Below are 19,080 nucleotides of genomic sequence, written 5' to 3'. Positions count from 1 at the left end.
TCGCAAAACTTCACGCGAATTTATATAAAAAATACACCCTATGAGGGTGCCCCGATTGGCCATGTTTGGACAGTTGAACGGTCGGCTGAACACTTTGTTGCGACGCAGCAAAGAATTAACATTACACCCGTGTAACGATATAAGTCATTGTATATATTGCCTTAACCCAAAATTAATCATTAACTTCCGTCCATTGACCCAACTTGGCACGGTCGTTGCATTTAAGAGTGTCGTTGGGGGGGACAATACTCCCAATGGGTCTGGGGAGGCCGTTCTCAAAAGAGCGGGAAAGGTGTCTCCGGTCCACAGTTTAGTGAAACCAATAGTGGGAGACGACAAGTGAAACTCAAACTTTTGTCATCGATTGCAGCGGCGGCTCTGCTTACTTCTTACGGCAGCGCGCTAGCTCAGCAATCTGAGGCTGGACCAGGTTCAGGCAGCAACGCCGATAATGGCTCTGCTTCTGAATCAGGTGCTGGCGATCAAGGTTCAAACAACGACGAATCTGTAAACGATTCCGGTAATCTTGATGCCTTCACAGGCGACGGATCAGACAACGACGCTCTAGACGTTGATAACTCAGGCAACGATAGCTCAGACAACTCTGACAATTCTGATAACTCAGATAGCTCAGACAACTCTGACAATTCTGACAGCTCAACAGATGCGTTTACTGGAAGTGACAGTGACGTTCTCGATGTCGACAATGCTGGCAACGATAACTCAGACAATTCCAACAACGCCGACAACTCAACGAACGATTCAGGTAATGCTGATCTTGATGCGTTCACTGGTTCCGACAGCGACATCAACGACATCGATGTTCAGGACAACGGCAACGACAGCTCAGACAATTCAGACAACTCTGACAACTCTGATAACTCAGACAACTCAGACAACTCTGATAGTTCAACTGACGTAGACGCGTTCACTGGCGACGACAGCGACGTTCTCGACGTTGACAATTCAGGAAACGATAACTCAGACAACTCTGATAACTCAGATAGCTCTGACAATTCTGATAGCTCAACTGACGCGTTCTCTGGCGACGGATCAGACAACGACGTTCTTGACGTTGATAACTCAGGTAACGACAGCTCAGATAATTCTGACAACTCTGACAATTCAACAGACACAGACGCGTTCACTGGCGACGATAGTGACGTTCTCGACGTTGACAATTCAGGTAACGACAACTCTGACAACTCTGATAACTCAGACAACTCAGACAACTCTGATAGCTCAACTGACGTAGACGCGTTCTCTGGCGACGGTTCAGACAACGACGTTCTTGATGTTGATAATTCAGGTAACGACAATTCAGACAATTCTGATAACTCAGATAGTTCAACTGAAGCATTCACCGGTGATGACAGCGACGTTCTCGACGTTGACAACTCTGGTAATGACAACTCAGACAACTCTGATAATTCAGACAACTCTACGAACGACTCTAACAATGCTGACCTTGATGCCTTCTCTGGCGACGGATCAGACAATGACGTTCTAGACGTTGATAATTCTGGTAATGATAACTCAGACAATTCAGATAACTCAGATAATTCTGACAATTCTGACAATTCGACTGAGGCGTTCACCGGTGCTGACAGCGACGTTCTCGACGTTGACAACTCAGGTAACGACAATTCAGACAACTCTGATAATTCAGACAACTCTGACAACTCTGACAATTCAGACAATGTAGGCGCTGACAACCAATCTTCCGCTGCGAATGATGGTTCGATTGCCGTTACTGCGACTGATAACTCAGACAATTCAGATAACTCTGACAACTCAGACAATTCTGATAACTCAACTGAGGCGTTTACAGGTGACGGATCAGACAACGACGCGATCGATGTCGACATGACCGACAGCTTGAACGACAATTCTGATAACTCAGACAACTCTGATAATTCTGATAACTCAGACAACTCAGACAATTCTGATAATTCAACAAATGACTCGAACAATGTTGATCTGAACGTTTCAGACAACGGTAACGAGACAAACGAAGCATCAGATGGTTCGAACTCAGCTAGTGGTGGTTCTACTCAGACCAACACAAACGCTAACGTCGATGTTGCTGACAGTGGCAACACCACTGAAGACAACGACGGCCAGGACATTGACGGCGACGGTTCCGACAATGACGGTCTCGACGTTGATATTTCCGACTCAGGAAATGACAATTCAGACAACTCTGATAACTCAGATAACTCTGACAACAACACTGCCGACAATGGTTCTGCGACTGCTAACGACAGCGGTTCTGTAGATGTCGACAACTCTGATAATTCAGATAACTCAGACAACTCTGATAACTCAGACAACTCTGATAACTCTGACAATTCAGATAATTCAGACAACTCAACAGATGTAGACGTTACTGTTGATATTGATAACTCTGACAACAACGATGCGGACAACGGTTCTGCTGTTGCTAACGACAGCGGTACTGTAACGGTCGATAACTCAGACAACTCAATCAACGACTCAGGCAATCTAACGCTTGAATTGACGATTGGTGATGTTCAGTTGAACTCTGCTGAATTGTCTACGACTGTTTCCAACGTGAATATGGGCACAATCCCAGGTGCGGGCCCTGTCACAACTGGTAGCATCAATAACCAGTCTATGACTGATAACCGCGGTTTGGTTATCAACAACAACAACACCGGCAACGGCAGCTTTACAAACTCACAAAGCGTCAATGTTGGTACTGTAAATCTGCCTAACTAAGGCGGAGTAAGAGGCACCGCGGGCATTGTCCGCGGTGCCTTCTTATTAATAAAAGATAACTATTTCCGACCACCGAATGTGGTAAGTTTGTAAAGTGTTTCTTGCCGTTCTGATTCTTTTATAGTTTTCATTCCGAACACTCTGAAAAGTCAAAATTTGCAAGATGGTCGTGTTAAGGGGGACCAAAAAATGGGTGCTGCAAGCGTGTTTGGCTTGATTATCACTCCGATGTTAATCGCCACCGACCCAGATCCGAGAATTACTGATGCGCAGCGCGAAGCTGATCTGCTTGATTACGCGCAGTCCATCTCTGCTGAAGACGTTGATCTGTTTGCTGACCTTACTGGATTAGAAGGTGTTTCTGCGCTTGATGATGGCGCAATGTCTGTCGCTTCTGGTGGCTCCGCCACTGCGATTGATATTGCCAATCTCGGTGCAAATTCTGCTGAAAATATGGGTTCAGTGGACAATATTAATGTTTCCAACACCAATAACGGCGAAATTGCCAACAATGTGGTTTCCGACAATGGCGGGATCACCACGGTGTTTAACAATACCGGCAATGGTGTCGTGATGAACAGTATCGTTAATCTCAACATCTTCCTGCAGGGCGGTGGGCCTACGCCTTAATCGTCGTTGATAATTTGTTTTTTGTTCAGGGGGAACGAATGCAACCAAACACACAAAAGAAGCGCGGAAGTCAGAAAATTCTGGCGCTGCTTGCTGTGTTCTTTTCTTCATTCACATTCTCTGTTCCTTCTTTTGCGGGAGACCTTCAACTTTTCGTTGGTGGATCGTCACCCCGTGTAAAAGTTGTCAGCATGGCGGAGCGGAAGTTCCAAACCGTCGTCAAACAGCAATTTGATTTTAGCTGCGGCTCTGCTGCGCTCGCGACGTTGCTAACTCATCATTATGATCGTACCACGACAGAAGAAGAGGCTTTCCGGGCGATGTGGGAAGTCGGTGATCAAAATCGAATTCGAGAACTAGGTTTTTCTTTACTCGAGATGAAGCGTTACCTTGAGAGTATTAATCTTAAGGCGGACGGATTTGTGTTGACGCTTGATCGCATTCAGGAAATTGGGGTGCCAGGCATCGCATTGATTGATGTGCGCGGGTACAAACATTTTGTTGTTATCAAAGGTATAACAAGAGAGGTCGTACTGATCGGCGATCCTTCTTCAGGTGTAACATCCATGCCTCGACATGTTTTTGAGGAACGGTGGGACGGTACAATTCTGTTTATCCGGTCTGATGTGATACGTGGGAAGGAAAGCTTTAATCAGCTTGCTGATTGGCGTCTTGCGCCATCTGCGCCTCATGATCGAGCGCTTGATTTAGAATCGCTACAATCGGTTTCAATTAATCAGACACGACCATCCACCTCTGGGTTTACGATCAATACCACTGTGGAGAGTCGGTAATGTCGATGCTGAAAAAAACTTTTAGTTTTGTCGGTGTTGTTAGCGTTGCGTCCATGGGAACCGCGTTTGCGGACGATACGCCCCTCAATGACGATTTGTTTTCCAGCGAAGGAATGTTGGAACTCAACGAAAAGCCTATGTCTGCGACAGAGCTTGGTGATGCTCGTGGCGGATTCTCGATCGGTGGGCTGACCTTTAATATTGGTGTTATCATTCCGCCGCCAGTTGTTGATCCATTTCCGAATGGTGGACCTCTGCCAGAGGGGGGTGTTTTTGGTGATGGTGGCGTTTTCGGCGATAGTGGTGGTCCGCTGCCTAACGGTCCTTTTGGTGACAATAGTGCCCCAGCTTCTTCGGGGCAGGGAGCAGCGCAGACGCCTTCGACAGGTCTGATCGTTGCGAATGTACAACCTACGCCAACGCCTTCTGCGCCACCCGTAGCCGACGCTCCTCCGGCAGTGCCTGCAAGCAGTGCTGTGTCTGGAGGAAACCAACCTGTTTCTCAGCCATCGCAATTGGGCTCTACTGCGCCAGCGCCAAGCAACACGGCACAAACGCCGGCGACAACCCCTCCGGCATCTTCTTCAGCGCCAACTCCAGCACCTTCCGCGCCAGCCCAAACTTCGCCAACACCGGTCGTTAGCGTTCCAATCCAGCCTACAACTACCCAGCCGACACAAAGTGCACCCGTGGTGGTAGCGACGACGAACAGCACGCCTGCGCCGAGTGCACCCGTGACATCGAGCACACCTGAACCGACAACAGTTGTCGCTGATGCGGGGCAAACCTCTTCGCCAACACCGACCTCTTCGCCTACACAAGGTCAACCCGCCGCTAGTTCTGCACCAACGCCAAATGTTACTGGTCCTTCTTCAACCGGTGGTTCAACCGATTCATCTGCACCGGTGCTCGCTGAAAATTCTACGGACCAGCCAATTGATCCAACAACAGTCGCGTCAGCGCCAGATACTCAAAATTCTAATGGTATCCACGAAGTGCCGGGCGGGTATTATTCAACAATCAATAATACACTTGATAATGTTGTTTTGAGCCAACAAGTGGTGATGCGGGTTGAGGTGTCTGGCTATGATTTCCAGATGGGCCTGACCCGTACAATGAACTATACGTCGCAACTGGTTGGTCAATCGGCCATGTTGGGCGGCATGTTCTAAATACCCAGCTTATCGCGAAGACGAAAATAACTCATTCCCAAGGCGAGCATCGGACTGCCGATTATATCCGCCATGGGCACTTTGAAATGTTTGGCATCCTCAAATAAATCAAGATCGGCGCAATCACCTTCGATTGCGTCGGCGAACATTTCACCGATGATGTGACTGCAATTTACACCGTGTCCTGAATACCCTTGAACATATAACACGTTTTCAGAAACATGACCGACCAATGGGACGCGGTTTAATGGTATGCCAATAACACCGCCCCATGCATAATCGGTTTTGACATTAGCAAGTTGCGGAAAAATCTCGCGCATACGCGGGGCTAGCGATCCCTCGATATCGGCGATGTCGTTATTGGCATAATTACACCGACCGCCGAATAAAAATCGCCGATCCGCGGTGAAGCGAAAGTAATCTAAAACCCAATTTGCGTCACAAACCGCAAGGTTTTGTGGCATTATAGAATTAGCGAGGTCCTCGCGTAACGGCTCGGTCGCTAACACATATGTTTTTGCGGGCAGCATGTAACCACCCAATTTTCTTGCCTCCAACGTGTGATAGGCGTTGCCCGCAAGAATAACCCAGCGCGCGCGAATATGACCATTTTCGGTATGAACGACCGGACGTTCTGTATGTTCAATCGACGTTACTGTTGTGTTTTCAAAAATCTGGACACCGATCGTTTCGGCGGCGGCGGCCTCGCCAAGGCAAAGGTTTAGAGGATGACAATGGGCACCGCGACGATCAATCAATCCCCCATAATAAAGATCACTGCCCACATGGCGGCGAATTTCGGTTTTGTCGGCAAGAGAAAGAATTCCTTTAAGGCCGTGGCTTTCACTTTCTTCAAATTCTGCTTCAAGGCCTTTCATCTGGCGTGGGTTAAAGGCGACCGTCGCCGCACCACGCGCATAATCACAGTCGATCCCGTATTTTTGGATGCGCGCTTCGACAATGTCGTTGCCAAGGTAACGCGTTTTCCAAAGGAACTCTTCTGCACGGGGACCGAGTTGTTTGATTAACTCGCCTTCGCCGGACCATCCACCCAGGACTTGTCCACCATTCCGGCCAGAGGCACCCCAACCAATTTGTTTGGCTTCGGCAATCGCGACACTAAAGCCGCGTTCGGCTAACGATATGGCGCTTGCGATGCCGGAAAAGCCGCCACCGATAATTGCCACATCGACTTCTATATTGTGGTTCAGGGCAGCGCGGGCCGGTGCCGCGTGGGCGGTCGCGGCATAATAGTTATGTGTGTGTTCGGGATCGTTTTTCACAGCTTCATTGCTCAAAACACTTGTAGATAAGAATCGTATTCAAAATCGGTCACGCGCGCGTCGGCGATGCGCATTTCTTGGTGTTTGACCGCAGTAAAAACATTTGTGAAAAGCGGTCCAAATGCCGGGGCTAATATTTGTCCGTTCTCAAAGCAATTTAATGCGTCGCGCCATGACGTTGGAACACGCGGCGCGTCACACAAATAACCGTTTCCGGTAGTTGGTGAGGGCGGAGACTTTTTATTCTGGATGCCATCTAAAACGCCACCTAGAAGTGCCGCCATAACTAGATACGGATTGGCATCTGCGCCAGCAATACGATATTCAAAGCGGCGATTTTTATTTGAATCATTTGGTACGCGGATCGCAACTGTTCGATTTTCGTAACCCCATGAAAGGCGTGTCGGCGCATGAGATTCATCTTGAAAACGGCGCATGGAATTAAGGTGTGGCGCAAGAAAGATCATCGCTTCGGGAGAGACATCAATCAAACCAGCGATCGCTTGGCGTAGCTTTTCCGACCCTTTGTCTGTGCCATCGTCAAAAACATTTTGGCCTTTTTCATCAAGCATACTCACGTGAACATGAAGACCGTTGCCACTTAGATCGCCAAAGGGTTTGGCCATGAACGTGGATAGTAGATTATGTTTCTCGGCGACGCCCCGTACTGCGCGACGGAATAAAATTGCCTGATCAGCGGCCTTAACAGGGTCATCTTGATGAAGTAAATTGACCTCAAATTGCCCCGCGCCACCTTCTACGATCGCTGCGCCGAGTGGGACGCCCTGTTGGTCACACGCTGCGTAAAGGTCGCTAAAGAACCCGTTGAAGGCATCTAGTTCGTTGATTGCATAGAGCTTTGAATCGCTGACACGCCGCCCCGTCACACCGAGATTGGCGGTTTGCGGGCGGCCAGCTTCATCTGTTTCTCGCGCGAGGAGGTAAAATTCCAGCTCCATGGCCGCTACGGGAAATAGCCCTTGTGCGGCGCATCGGTTCTTCATTTCAATTAGTAACTGGCGTGGATCAGCAAGGAATGGAGTGCCGTCTGTATCACCCATCATCATCATGACCTGCACGGATGGATCGACTGCCCAAGGTGTCGGAATTATCCCGCTGCCCACCGGATAGCAAATGCCGTCGCTATCGCCGGTCTCCATAACGAGCCCATTTTCAATGACATCCGTACCCCAAATATCGACACCCACAAGGGATCGCGGTAAACGCAATCCGTCTTTGACCAACTTCATCGCATCGCGGGCAGGCATACGTTTTCCGCGCAATACGCCGTTTAAGTCGGTAAAGAACGCATCCACGAACACAAGGTCAGGAGAAGAATCTAACAGTACCTTTGCGTTGGCGAGCATCGATTGCCGGTCATCATATGCTGAAGGTGGCGCCATTTACGGTTTTAATTCCTCTAGGGTCAGGTCTAGACTTATCCGTACAAGGCGGAAAAGTTCGTCAATTTCATCGTTGGTAATAACCAGTGGCGGGCATAAGAACATGGTGTCACCAACCGCACGCATGATAATTCCGGATTTGAAACAATGATTGCGACAAGTAACGCCCGCCGTGCCATCGGGTGAAAATCGTTCGCGCGTTGTTTTATCTTTCACGAGTTCAATGCCACCCAAAAGGCCGACACCCCGTGTTTGCCCGATCAGCGGATGGTCATCAAGCAATGATAGTTGTTTTAGAAAATACTCTGATGTTGCTTGGCCGCGCTCTCCCACCAATTTTTTCTCGGTGATGAGTTCTAGGTTTCGTACCGCAACGGCGCAAACGACGGGATGGCCCGAATAGGTATAGCCATGGGCCATTTCGCTATCAGCATTGACGATTGCGTCAGACATTCTTTTATTTATGGCAACAGCGGAGAGCGGTTGATAGCCACTCGAAATGCCCTTTGCCATGGTCATAATATCTGGTGTGTAACCATAGGTCTGACAGCCAAACCATTCACCGGTCCGGCCAAACCCGCAGATGACTTCATCTGACCACAGAAGAACATCATATTTACGACAGATGCGCTCGACCTCCTGCCAATAACCTTCGGGCGGTAACATCAACCCGCCAGCACCCATGACCGGTTCACCGGCGAATGCCGCAACATTTTCCGGGCCAAGCTCCAGAATTTTATCTTCGATTGCCTTGGCGCATCGCAAACCAAACTCGCGTTCGCTCTCGTCCGAATTTCCGTATTCGTAATAATGTGGCGTCGGTCCAACATGATGGAACCGCGGTAGGGGCAGGTCGAAGATGCCTTGCATAAAAGGAAGACCAGACAGGCTGGCCCCGGCGACGGTTGATCCGTGATACGCACGTTCGCGGCTGATAATGGCTTTCTTTTCTGGCTTTCCCTGTAGGTTCCAATAGTACCAGATCAATTTGATCGCGGTATCGTTTGATTCTGAGCCGGAGCAGCCGAACATGATCTGGTCTAGGCCATCGGGCGTCTTTTCCGCGATCAGTTGCGATAGCCGAGTGGCGTGGGGCGTCGTCGTTTGAAAGAATGTATTGTAATAGCTCAGGGTTTTCATTGCATCAGTCGCAGCGTCAACCAATTCCTGTTCCCCATAACCAAGCTGCACACACCAAAGGCCCGCCATACCATCAAGGATCTTGTTGCCGTCAGAATCCCACAGATAGACCCCTTCGCCGCGTGTTATAACGCGGGGCCCAGCCTCGCGTAGTTCGTGATGAACCGTAAACGGATGAAGATGGTGAGTGTTGTCGATAGATTGTATTTCTTGCGTTGTCTTGGTCATTTCAATCACATTTATTTATACGTTGACCATCAGGAAACGAACATCCCACGGACTAAGTACGCTGGACCGGTGTTCATATTCGGAGCGTTTGAGGGAGGCGAATGTATCGACGAACGCCTCTCCAAGATATTCTTTCAACGCTTCAGATTTGCTGAATGTTTCGATGCTTTCGGTAAGCGTGGAGGGAAGGGGACGTTCACGATCCTCATATCCTTCGCCGATATACTCTGCACGCGGTTCAATTGATTCTGCCATACCGATATAACCGCAAACAAGCGAGGCGGCGATCGCAAGATATGGGTTCACATCTGCGCCTGATATCCGATTCTCGACGCGGCGGGCTTCGGGGCCGCTTGCGGGTACGCGCAGGCCAACAGTACGGTTTTCGCGACCCCAATGGGTGTTTGTCGGCGCACTCATAAAGGCTTCGAAGCGGTTATAGGAATTTGTATAAGGGGCGAGCAAAGGCATCGCCGCAGGCAAATGCGCCTGTAGGCCGCCAATAAAATGCCGGAAGATATCTGCATCCGAGCCGTCTTTATTCGAAAAGATGTTTTGGCCCGTTTTGGTGTCCACCACGCTTTGATGGAGATGGATCGAGGATCCGCTATCTTCTGCGTATGGCTTTGCCATAAACGTCACGAACATGCCGTGGCGCTTGGCAACCTGACGCGCAAGGCGCTTGAACAGGAATAATTGGTCCGCAACTTTCATGGCGTCGCCGTGGCGGATGTTCACCTCGAATTGGCAGGGGCCATCTTCGTGGATCAAGGTTTCCAGATCGATGTGCTGAACATCACAGAACTGATAAAGATCTTCAAACAGCTTATCGAACTCGTCGATTGCATCGACGCTATATACATGTTGGCCAAATTCACGAAGGCCCGACGCACCATCTGGTGCGCGGGGTTCAAGAACGACATCGTTAAACCGAGCGATCAGGTAAAATTCGACCTCTGGGCCGACAATCGGGGTCCAGCCTTTTTTCTGATAAAGGTCGATGACGTTTCGTAGTACCTGTCGCGGCGCAAGATTAAACGGTGTACCTTGATCAGTATACGCGTCGCAAATGATAGCGGCTGTCGCGTCCGTATTCCATGGCGCAAGGTGAATTGTCGATAGGTCTGGTGAGAGAACTAAATCTTGTTCGGTGCGCTGGACGTGGTCATTAAAAACGATGTCGCCATGTACGCTGATCGTGTAGGTCAGTTCTGGGATGCGGAGACTTTTGTTCTCAAGGCTCGCGAGAAACAGGCCGGGGGTCATATTTTTACCGCGCGCTGTGCCGCTCATATCCGGGGTCAAACAGGAAACGTCACCAATCCGGCGTTCGCGCATCCATTCTTTAAGTTCTTCCAAGTCCATAAATCACTTCGCGGAGCGCGCCTTTTTCGGGCGGCACGCGCGCCTTTTGTTAAATCGTTATTCTTGATCCCAGTCCCGTTCCAGCGGGGTCGGGGGGGCACGCATCTATCATTGGCAAAAATAGCCTAACGGGTGTCTAAGCCAACGCAATGGGTCAAAACGTGATCACAAATATATTGCTCGTAAGGATTTCGCAAGAGGGGCCATATATAGAGTTTTTCTGGCCCAAGAGGCCACTCAATTAGCGTTTTTCGCTTACAATTTGGAGATTTGCATCTATGTTCATAGTATGGATGAGATCACAGCCATAAAGGAATTAATTTGACCGAGGTCAAAACATTGCCGCGACACTCACCGCTTGCGAACGTAAAAGGGGTGGCCAACGATGCGCGTCCAAAAATAGTCCACGAAGAAGTCTACCAAAAACTAAGGCGTGCGATCATTTCGGGGCAACTAGAGCCAGGCCGAACGCTATCCGTACGCGGATTGGCAGCGGAATTTGGCGTGAGTACGATGCCAGCCCGAGAGGCCATTCGTCAGTTGGTAGCGCTCGGTGCACTTGAACTGACAGAGACGCGCCGGGTTAGCGTGGCGCAGATGAATGAAGACAAGCTTTCGGAAATAAGTGAGGCGCGCCTTGCGCTGGAGCCAGAATTAGCGGCGCGGGTGCTTACGCAACTAAAGAGGCAATCCGCCGCGCGTGAGAAGCTGGCGATAAAGCTTTCTAAGATTGATGCCACCCTTGATCGGGCCATTGAGCGCGGCGATAGCGCCGCCTATGCGCGGTATAACAGCGAGTTTCACTTCAAGCTTTATGAAGCTGCAAAATCACCGGTTTATCTCGGGTTAGTCGAAAGCTTGTGGCTACAAATCGGACCGTTTATGCGCGTCGTGATCGGGCGCCTTGGCACATCGTCACTTGTGGATCAGCACAAAGAAGCCGTGAGCGCATTGCGCGCCGATGATGTTACAAAGCTGACAAAAGCGATCCGCAATGACATCCTTGAGGGCATGACCAACATTGCTCGCACAGATGTTTAATTACTCATCCGCCGCGTAGACTTTTTTACCGCCTAACCAAGTCTCTAAGACTTGGGTTTCGCTGATATCTTTTGCGCGACCATTTTCGGCAAGTTTGAACAAATCTTGATCCAAAATAATGAAGTCAGCCTTTTTTCCCGGCTCGATAGAGCCAACAATGTTGTCTTGTTTCAACGCTTTGGCCGCGTTGATTGTATAGGCATCAATGGCATCAAACATCGAAATGGCCTGGCTAATATTCATTGGTGGTAAGTCAGAAATTGAGCGCGAAACCGCCGCCTCAATGTTCACAAACGGTCGCGGGTCTTTTGTGTCGACCGGGGCGTCGGAACCAGCAATCAATGTTGCGCCCGCAGCACGGATGGACTCGGCGGGATATCCATTTTGAAGGTAGTATCCGTTGGGCTCGTAAATGCCGTTGGGGCCGTCTACGCGATCAATAAACGGAATGACGGTGGTATCATATTGGGGGTCCATCACGGCCCAAGCAAAGGTGAATGACGCAAAAATATCGTTCGCCGCAAAGCGGTCTATGTCATCTGGACGGACCACCTGAAGGTGCGTGATGATATGATTGTTGTGTGTCCCGTTTGTCGCCTGTGCGTTTTCTATTGCGTTGAGCGCCGTTTCGACACCACGATCACCAATGGCGTGGATGTGAAAAGTAAACCCAGCCGCATCGCCCCTGCGCACATAATTCATGATTATGTCTTCTGGGTGCTGAAGAACGCCATTACTTTTAGCGCATTGTGACGGATGAAACCCGTTCTCGATTTTGAATGCGGCTATATCTAGCGTTTCTTCGCCGTTCATGGCTTCGCGCGTCGTGGCGCAAAGCTCGCTATCGGTATCTACATAGCCGGTGACTTTGATCCATTGGCTTTTTTCGTCCCATTCAAAAATAGGCTGTAGGTAATCGCGAGAAAAAGCGGCGTTGGGTAAGGTTGGTGGATCAGAAAGCGGATCGCCTTCGATTACACCGTCAGCAAACAATTTTAGAAAGTTAGCATCAATATTGGGTGTGCGCTCGTATTTGGTGCGGATCATTCGGGCATCACTGAGAAGCCGGTCATAATCTACTGCGCCATTATCATTCGCATACGCACCGGGATCGTAATAAAGCGCTAGATGCGCACGTGCGTGAAACGCATCATTGGCGATAAGACGGTCATATATATCGAGCGTATTGGGGTCAGCAGCGGCGTCGAGAAAGGATGTAATGCCGCGCGGCAGGGTAACGTCCATCATCAGCTCCGGTGAGGCACGACGCTTTTCAATACCAGCATTGAGTAAGTTGCCGGCACCAATGGAGGTGAGGGCATAGTCCTCTGTTAGTTTGCCGTTTGGCTCGCCCGCATCATCCAGGCCAATATAGGGTGCAAGTTCTGCAAAATCGGTTTCCAATGTCGCGGCAGAAAATCCGACGGTTTCACCGGCGTCATTCTTGGCTCGCGCCAAAGCTACAGAATTGACCGCATAATGATGACCGTCGCTACCCAGAAGGATTACCGGCTTTTCGCTGGAGACAGCGTCTAGTGCCTCGCGTATGGTCTTAAACTCTTTGCCCGGCTGATTGCCGGCGGCGAAGTTCCAAAGCTCGATTGTGATCCATTCATCTTCGGCCATGTCGTCTTCTGCGAGGCAGCCATTTGCGAAATCCACGATTTCTTTGAGAGTCATGGGCGTGTTTTCGACATTGCACGATGGGATCGGCATCGCGCCAATCGGATGTAAATGCGCATCATGCAGACCGGGTAGAACCAGCTTGCCACCGAGATCAATAATCTCGGTGCCTTGGCCGATCAGCCCATCGAAGGTCTCTTTATTGCCGACAATATTGCCAACACCCACAATCTCGTCGCCGCGCAATGCCATGCTGGTCATGAACTCGCGACCTGAATTTGCCGTATAGATCCGCCCATTGATAAACAGCTTTTCTGCGGGCGGTATTTGCGTCTCTGTAGGTTGCGCTTGTTTGTCGTCGGCTGGGTTGCAAGCCGATAGAAATCCGAACAGGGCAACGGCAAGGAGTGGAGCTGATCTCATGGTCAGTGCTTTCTAAGTGGTGCAAATGTCTGCATCATATGATGACAATGACCGAATGTGATCACAAGTCCTATTCGCGCAAGAAAGATTGGCATGCCGGCGGAAAATTATGAGCTTGGATAAAGACAAAAAATTAGCTGAAGTTTTACGCGCTGGCTTTGTGGCGCTAAACGGCGGTGATGCCAAGCGCGCCGCCGAGTGTTGCCGGGCGGCCATGGGGATCGACCGTGACAACCCAGAGGTTCATTTTCTGGTAGGGTTAGTTGCCCTCGATATGGATGATATGAGGACAGCCGCGAGCGCATTTGGTTCTGTCACCAAGCTCTCGCCGAGCCATGCAGCGGCATGGGCGCAGCTTGCGCGCATTTTTATGCGAATGGGCCAGCCAGCGCGGGCGGAGCAAGCGCTCGTAAAAGCGACAATGGCGGGCACGGATGACCCGGCTGTTGAAGACCTTATTGGCGTTGTCGCGTCACTTTTGGGAAATCAACGAGAAGCAAAAAAATGGTATCAACGGGCGGCCACGAAAGCGCCAGACCGCGCCGCTTATGGTGTTAACTTAGCAAGTGCCCAGACCTTTTTGGGTGAGACCGATGACGCGGAAAAAACCTTGAACAATTTGCTCTCTCGCCATGGTGACATTGCGCAGGCGCACTGGCTGTTGTCGTCCTTACGCAAGGCCGAGACCACGGATCGCGCCGATATACTGATGGATAAAGCAAACCGGGCAAAAGATGCCCATTCAAAGGCATTTCTTGGCTATGCAGCAGGCAAAGAATACGAAGATTGCGAGGCGTGGAGTGAAGCTTTCAGTGCGTTTAGTTTGGGCGCGAAAGCAAAACACAGCACCCTGACATTTGACGAGAAAAAAGAAGACGCAATGTTTGCGGCGTTAATGAACATCTTTTCGAAAGATTGGGCCGAGAAACGACGTGCGGGCCATGATGACCCGGCCCCTATATTCGTCGTCGGTCAGCCCCGCACTGGAACGACACTGATTGAGCGGATTATCACGAGCCATTCAATGGTAGAATCCGCGGGCGAGCTTCAGCAGTTCGGACTATCCGTTCACCGATTGTCCAAAGGCTCGTTTAAGGACCGTTGGACACCAGAAGCGATTGAAGCCTCTGCGACGATAGACCCAGCTGCGCTCGGTCGGGAATATTTGCGGGCGTCTATGCCAATGCGAAAAAACGCGGCTCATTTTGTCGATAAACTACCGGGGAATTATCTACATGTGCCGCTTATTTTGGCTGCATTACCCAATGCACGAATTGTGCATTTGACGCGGGATCCGATGGACAGTTGTTTTGCGAGCTTCAAACAGCTTTTTGCTGAGGCATATCATCATTCATATGATCAAGCGGAAATGGCGCGCCATCATTTACGTTATGCGCGGTTGATGGCTCATTGGCGCGAGGTGTTTCCTGGGCAATTCCTTGACGTTTCCTATGAGAAGACTGTTTCTGACCTTGAGCCGAATGCCCGCCGCCTGATCGATTTCTTGGGACTGAGGTGGGAGGATCAGTGCCTTGAGTTCCACACCCAGAGATCGGCGGTCGCGACCGCGAGTGCGGTGCAGGTACGAGAGAAACTTCACCAACGGTCAGTTGGGCGCTGGCGCTGCTATGACAATAAGCTCGCGCCGATGGAGACTATTTTGCGTGAAGCCGGCAATTTTCAATCATTTGATTCGAATATGTGATCACATAATTTTCTATTTATAGCGGGCGATTGGTTTGGTGCTGAAGATTTCAGAAAATATTTTAATATACTGATATTATTATAAAAATAAGAATTTCGATGAACTTCGAGCGTTGCATATTCGTCGCGATAATCAAGAAAGTGTCGTAGTTGGGATCGCGAAAATGTATAAACTATTGTCGAGATTTCTCTTTGTTGATACGAATCTGGACAGGGAAGGTTTTGCGTGACTGACCGTGCGGACGGGGTCCACGCTTAATACAGGGGTCGTAGCATGTCACAATCGAATCTCCGCCAATTCAGCTTTCGACGGGCAATTCTTCTCACGGGGTGTTCGGCTGCTGCCGTAATGACTTCCAGCGCGGCCTTGGCGCAGCGTGATGAGATTATCGTCAGCGCAACGAAACGCGATGAATCAATCCAAGAGGTACCGCTCGCGATCACGGCCTATAGCGGTGACTTTGTGCGTGATACGAATTTGGATGACATCAAAGATCTGGTGAAATTCACCCCTGGCGTAAGCGGTAATTCGCTCGACAGTTTTATCGACTTTTTGAACATTCGCGGCATCCGCACGAATGACTTTGGTGTTGGCGGTGATCCATCGATTCCGCTTTTCAAAAATGGGCTTTATCAGGGGCGCAATGGCGCTGCGGTTTCTAGTCTTTATGACATGGAACGGGCAGAGGTTCTGCGTGGTCCGCAAGGGTTTTTGTTTGGGCGTAACGCCATTGGCGGCGCGATTAGCGTTCATACCGCCAAGCCACGTATCGGCGAATATGGCGGTTATGCCGAATTGGATATCGGTGAACGTGATCGGATTTTTGGCGAAGCGGCGTTGAACATTCCGGTTAATGAGTATTTCGCTTTGCGCGTTTCCGGATATGGCGCGCACGAAGACGGCTACGCCGAAAATGTCGCGCGCCCGGGTATCGAAAAACAGGTTGAGCCAGAGAAATATGCGGGCCGACTGTCGGCGCTATACAGCAAAGATGCTTTTGAGGCGCTATTCACTGTTGAATACGAAAAGCGGATGCAATCCGGCGCGGTCTATCGTGCAACAGAAAAGGGCGATTCTTGGGATACGCTTGTTGATGTTTTCGGGCTGTCGCTCGGCGGAACTGAAAATGATATTGATAGCGATCAAGGGTTGGGCGAAGCCGATAATGGCGAGATTCTGAGTTTTGGTCTTCAACTTGATTATGATTTAGGTGGCGCAATTATCAGCTCAATGACGGGTTATAAGGATCATTCGTATTTTTATGCGGAGGATTTTGACGGCACCCCATTGCGGATTAATGATTATAGCCAAGACCAAGACGGCAAATATTTCGAGCAGGAACTCCGTATTGTATCGGATAACGAAGGCCCATTGGCTTGGTATGCTGGTGCTTCGTATTACAAAGAAGAGATTGATGTTCTCTTCACGCAGGCTTCAGACGAAGAGACAATGTGTCAGTACTATCTGAGCTATTACGGATTTAATTCCTGTTCAGATTATTTCGCATATTACTATTATTCTTTTACGCCGAACCCTGAAGGGTTGATTGAAAGCAATCAGGTGCGCGGGCGGTATCACGGTTTTGCCGCTTATGTGGATACAACACTACGCCTTAGCGAACAGTTCGATATTGGTATTGGCGTACGCTATTCAAAAGATACCAAAAAATTCGGTATCCGCGCGCTTCCTATCGATAGTCAGCTCGGCCCATATTTCGCACTCGGCTTTACGTCAGCCGATTTCCACGAGGCTGAACAAAGCTGGGATGCGTTTACACCACGCTTCATTGCTCGTTATCACCCGTCCGACAATGTGATGTTGTTTGCGAGTGCGACGCGCGGATTTAAGGCTGGGGGCTTTGGTAGTTTTACCGTCCTGCCTAACGGATCGGCCACAACCTATTGCGGCCCATTTGGTACGGAATGTATCAACTTAGCGGCTGGTGATGCGTCACCCGATCCGTTTGATCCGGAAAAAGCTTGGTCATACGAAGCCGGGGTTAAAGGTACGGCCCTTGGTGGTCGATCTCGGTTTGATGCCAATATTTATTACTACACCTACAAAGATCTCCAACAGACAGTGACCGGAACGGGCGGCGGAATTGTCGTTGAGAATATCGGTGATGTGAAAGGCTGGGGCATAGAAGGATCAATCGACACAGATATTGGTGAATATTTTGGTGTTTTGTTATCCGGTTCGTATACCGGGTCTGAGGCGAACAATGTGCAGTCTATTTGTGACGGTACGGATGATTGCGAAGGGTTGTCGCTAGCAAATGTGCCCAAATATGCGGGCGCTGGCATTTTACGCATGAATATTCCTGCCGGTGCGGGCGGGATTTATGGCGCTGCGGAATTCACCGCCCAAAGCAAGACCTATGGCGGCGCTGCCCATCTCGACGAGGCGATTACGCCGAGTATTTTCGATATGGCTTTGCGGCTTGGCTATAAGGCCGAGGCGGGTTGGTCAGTCATCGGTTATATTGAAAACCTTACCGATACAGAAGGTTTTGCGGGCGCAGAAGAATCTGGCGGCTTTATTCCCGCGCATTTTGTGGGACCAATTCGGCCGCGCACTTTTGGCGTTCGCATGAGTTATGAGTGGGGCGACTGATCGCGCAATCACTAAGCGCTTGCCTCGCTATTTTTGTAACCATTTGCGCCGATCTTCGTGATCGGCGCATATTTTTGGGATCACTATGAGCATAGGTACTGGTCAACTTTTTCAGATTTTCAAATATTCCGTTTACGCGCTTTTGGCGATTAACACGGGTCATTTTTTTCTGGAAAACTTTTCCGGTAGTGCATTCACCTATGAAGATGGTGTGGCGCTGAGCGATATTATCGTCGCCTATACCGATGCGATTGATACGGCCGCTTGGTTGGTTTTGTTGATGTTGCTAGAGCTTGAGACATGGGTGTTGCCGGACGAAAAGATCAAAGGCTGGGTTGATGGCATTATCAGCGTCGTCAGCTTTGCCTGTTGGGCGGTCATTTTATATTCGTTTTACGGCTATATCGCGACGCTTGGGGTGCCATTTGGATTTGACGCTTATATCGGGCCAGATCCGTGTGGCCTCACGGGCACTGGTGCATCCTTTGCGAATGCGCTCGATGATTATGAATTGCTAAACGCCACCAACTGTCAGGCGTTGGCGGCGAATGCATATTACAGCGTGAGCGACAACATGTTTGCGAGTGCTGAAAATCTCAGTCTGATCAAACGCCTTGCCTGGACCGATGTGGTAAACGCCGGCCTTTGGGTTTTGATCGTCATCATCCTTGAACTTGAGATCTATCTGAAATCATCTGCCCTGATCGGTACAAAATTCTTTCTCGCCTATAAGTCATTCAAGGTCTTGCTATATTCAATCCTCTTCGTAAATGCTGGTTATTGGTGGTATTTAGGCGAGCCATGGGATGCGTGGGATGCGATGTTATGGATCGTTGCGTTTTTCTTCATCGAAATGAATATGCTGAAATGGCAAGAAGAAAGAGCCCAGTTGCGCGCGGCGGGTCTAATCGAATGAAA

General features: G+C 49.8%; 13 protein-coding genes. 8 read left to right on the top strand and 5 right to left on the bottom strand.

Features of this window, described 5'->3' with window-relative positions:
- Positions 1-339: 339 nt before the first annotated feature.
- From ABFZ84_RS12900 to ABFZ84_RS12885, 4 genes are all read left to right on the top strand, one after another.
- On the top strand, positions 340-2,742 hold the full coding sequence (locus tag ABFZ84_RS12900) for a beta strand repeat-containing protein (RefSeq protein WP_369314429.1): 2,403 nt from the start codon (positions 340-342) through the stop codon (positions 2,740-2,742).
- 189 nt (positions 2,743-2,931) lie between these two features.
- On the top strand, positions 2,932-3,372 hold the full coding sequence (locus ABFZ84_RS12895; RefSeq protein ID WP_369314428.1) for a hypothetical protein: 441 nt from the start codon (positions 2,932-2,934) through the stop codon (positions 3,370-3,372).
- A gap of 38 nt (positions 3,373-3,410) precedes the next feature.
- Positions 3,411-4,166 carry a C39 family peptidase gene (locus ABFZ84_RS12890; protein ID WP_369314427.1) on the top strand — a complete coding sequence of 252 codons (756 nt, stop codon included), beginning with the start codon at positions 3,411-3,413 and terminating at the stop codon, positions 4,164-4,166.
- Entirely contained in the window at positions 4,166-5,338 is a 1,173-nt protein-coding gene (locus tag ABFZ84_RS12885) for a hypothetical protein (RefSeq protein WP_369314426.1), read from the top strand. The genes ABFZ84_RS12890 and ABFZ84_RS12885 overlap by 1 nt, the downstream gene beginning before the upstream one ends.
- Here the strand turns inward: ABFZ84_RS12885 and ABFZ84_RS12880 are convergent.
- The 4 genes from ABFZ84_RS12880 to ABFZ84_RS12865 are packed head-to-tail and all read right to left on the bottom strand — an operon-like array spanning position 5,335 to position 10,757.
- The gene (locus ABFZ84_RS12880; RefSeq protein ID WP_369314425.1) at positions 5,335-6,621 is read right to left on the bottom strand and encodes an NAD(P)/FAD-dependent oxidoreductase; all 1,287 of its coding nucleotides are present in this window, start codon (positions 6,619-6,621) and stop codon (positions 5,335-5,337) included. The genes ABFZ84_RS12885 and ABFZ84_RS12880 overlap by 4 nt on opposite strands.
- Before the next feature lie 11 nt (positions 6,622-6,632).
- Complete coding sequence (locus ABFZ84_RS12875; protein ID WP_369314424.1) at positions 6,633-8,024, bottom strand: glutamine synthetase family protein; 1,392 nt, start codon at positions 8,022-8,024, stop codon at positions 6,633-6,635.
- Positions 8,025-9,392 (bottom strand): aminotransferase, encoded by a 1,368-nt coding sequence (locus tag ABFZ84_RS12870; RefSeq protein ID WP_369314423.1) that lies wholly within the window; start codon positions 9,390-9,392, stop codon positions 8,025-8,027.
- 15 nt (positions 9,393-9,407) lie between these two features.
- The gene (locus tag ABFZ84_RS12865) at positions 9,408-10,757 is read right to left on the bottom strand and encodes a glutamine synthetase family protein (RefSeq protein ID WP_369314422.1); all 1,350 of its coding nucleotides are present in this window, start codon (positions 10,755-10,757) and stop codon (positions 9,408-9,410) included.
- A gap of 321 nt (positions 10,758-11,078) precedes the next feature.
- On the opposite strand from ABFZ84_RS12865, the gene ABFZ84_RS12860 reads away from it, so the two are divergent.
- Positions 11,079-11,798: a GntR family transcriptional regulator gene (locus ABFZ84_RS12860; protein WP_369314421.1), complete on the top strand. Its 720-nt coding sequence runs from the start codon at positions 11,079-11,081 to the stop codon at positions 11,796-11,798.
- Here ABFZ84_RS12860 and ABFZ84_RS12855 read toward each other — a convergent pair whose 3' ends face one another.
- Entirely contained in the window at positions 11,799-13,844 is a 2,046-nt protein-coding gene (locus tag ABFZ84_RS12855) for an amidohydrolase (RefSeq protein WP_369314420.1), read from the bottom strand. It abuts the gene before it with no gap.
- Positions 13,845-13,953: 109 nt separating this feature from the next.
- On the opposite strand from ABFZ84_RS12855, the gene ABFZ84_RS12850 reads away from it, so the two are divergent.
- The 3 genes from ABFZ84_RS12850 (at position 13,954) to ABFZ84_RS12840 (ending at position 19,078) form a co-directional block, all read left to right on the top strand.
- Complete coding sequence (locus ABFZ84_RS12850; protein ID WP_369314419.1) at positions 13,954-15,549, top strand: tetratricopeptide repeat-containing sulfotransferase family protein; 1,596 nt, start codon at positions 13,954-13,956, stop codon at positions 15,547-15,549.
- A 273-nt stretch (positions 15,550-15,822) separates the two neighbouring features.
- On the top strand, positions 15,823-18,162 hold the full coding sequence (locus ABFZ84_RS12845) for a TonB-dependent receptor (protein WP_369314418.1): 2,340 nt from the start codon (positions 15,823-15,825) through the stop codon (positions 18,160-18,162).
- An 85-nt stretch (positions 18,163-18,247) separates the two neighbouring features.
- Entirely contained in the window at positions 18,248-19,078 is an 831-nt protein-coding gene (locus ABFZ84_RS12840) for a hypothetical protein (protein ID WP_369314417.1), read from the top strand.
- The last annotated feature ends 2 nt before the right edge of the window (positions 19,079-19,080 follow it).

This window comes from Hyphococcus lacteus, assembly GCF_041058985.1.
GTDB lineage: Bacteria > Pseudomonadota > Alphaproteobacteria > Caulobacterales > Parvularculaceae > Hyphococcus > Hyphococcus lacteus.
The sequence above is the reverse complement of the archived record's forward strand: the minus strand, read 5'-3'. Positions and strand labels throughout refer to the sequence as shown.

Excerpts from the sequence above, each read along its gene's own strand:
- ABFZ84_RS12895 (WP_369314428.1), top strand. The coding sequence starts at position 2,932 with ATGGGTGCTGCAAGCGTGTTTGGCTTGATTATCACTCCGATGTTAATC.
- ABFZ84_RS12890 (WP_369314427.1), top strand. The coding sequence starts at position 3,411 with ATGCAACCAAACACACAAAAGAAGCGCGGAAGTCAGAAAATTCTGGCG.
- ABFZ84_RS12885 (WP_369314426.1), top strand. The coding sequence starts at position 4,166 with ATGTCGATGCTGAAAAAAACTTTTAGTTTTGTCGGTGTTGTTAGCGTT.
- ABFZ84_RS12875 (WP_369314424.1), bottom strand. The coding sequence starts at position 8,024 with ATGGCGCCACCTTCAGCATATGATGACCGGCAATCGATGCTCGCCAAC.
- ABFZ84_RS12870 (WP_369314423.1), bottom strand. The coding sequence starts at position 9,392 with ATGACCAAGACAACGCAAGAAATACAATCTATCGACAACACTCACCAT.
- ABFZ84_RS12865 (WP_369314422.1), bottom strand. The coding sequence starts at position 10,757 with ATGGACTTGGAAGAACTTAAAGAATGGATGCGCGAACGCCGGATTGGT.
- ABFZ84_RS12855 (WP_369314420.1), bottom strand. The coding sequence starts at position 13,844 with ATGAGATCAGCTCCACTCCTTGCCGTTGCCCTGTTCGGATTTCTATCG.
- ABFZ84_RS12850 (WP_369314419.1), top strand. The coding sequence starts at position 13,954 with ATGAGCTTGGATAAAGACAAAAAATTAGCTGAAGTTTTACGCGCTGGC.
- ABFZ84_RS12845 (WP_369314418.1), top strand. The coding sequence starts at position 15,823 with ATGTCACAATCGAATCTCCGCCAATTCAGCTTTCGACGGGCAATTCTT.
- ABFZ84_RS12840 (WP_369314417.1), top strand. The coding sequence starts at position 18,248 with ATGAGCATAGGTACTGGTCAACTTTTTCAGATTTTCAAATATTCCGTT.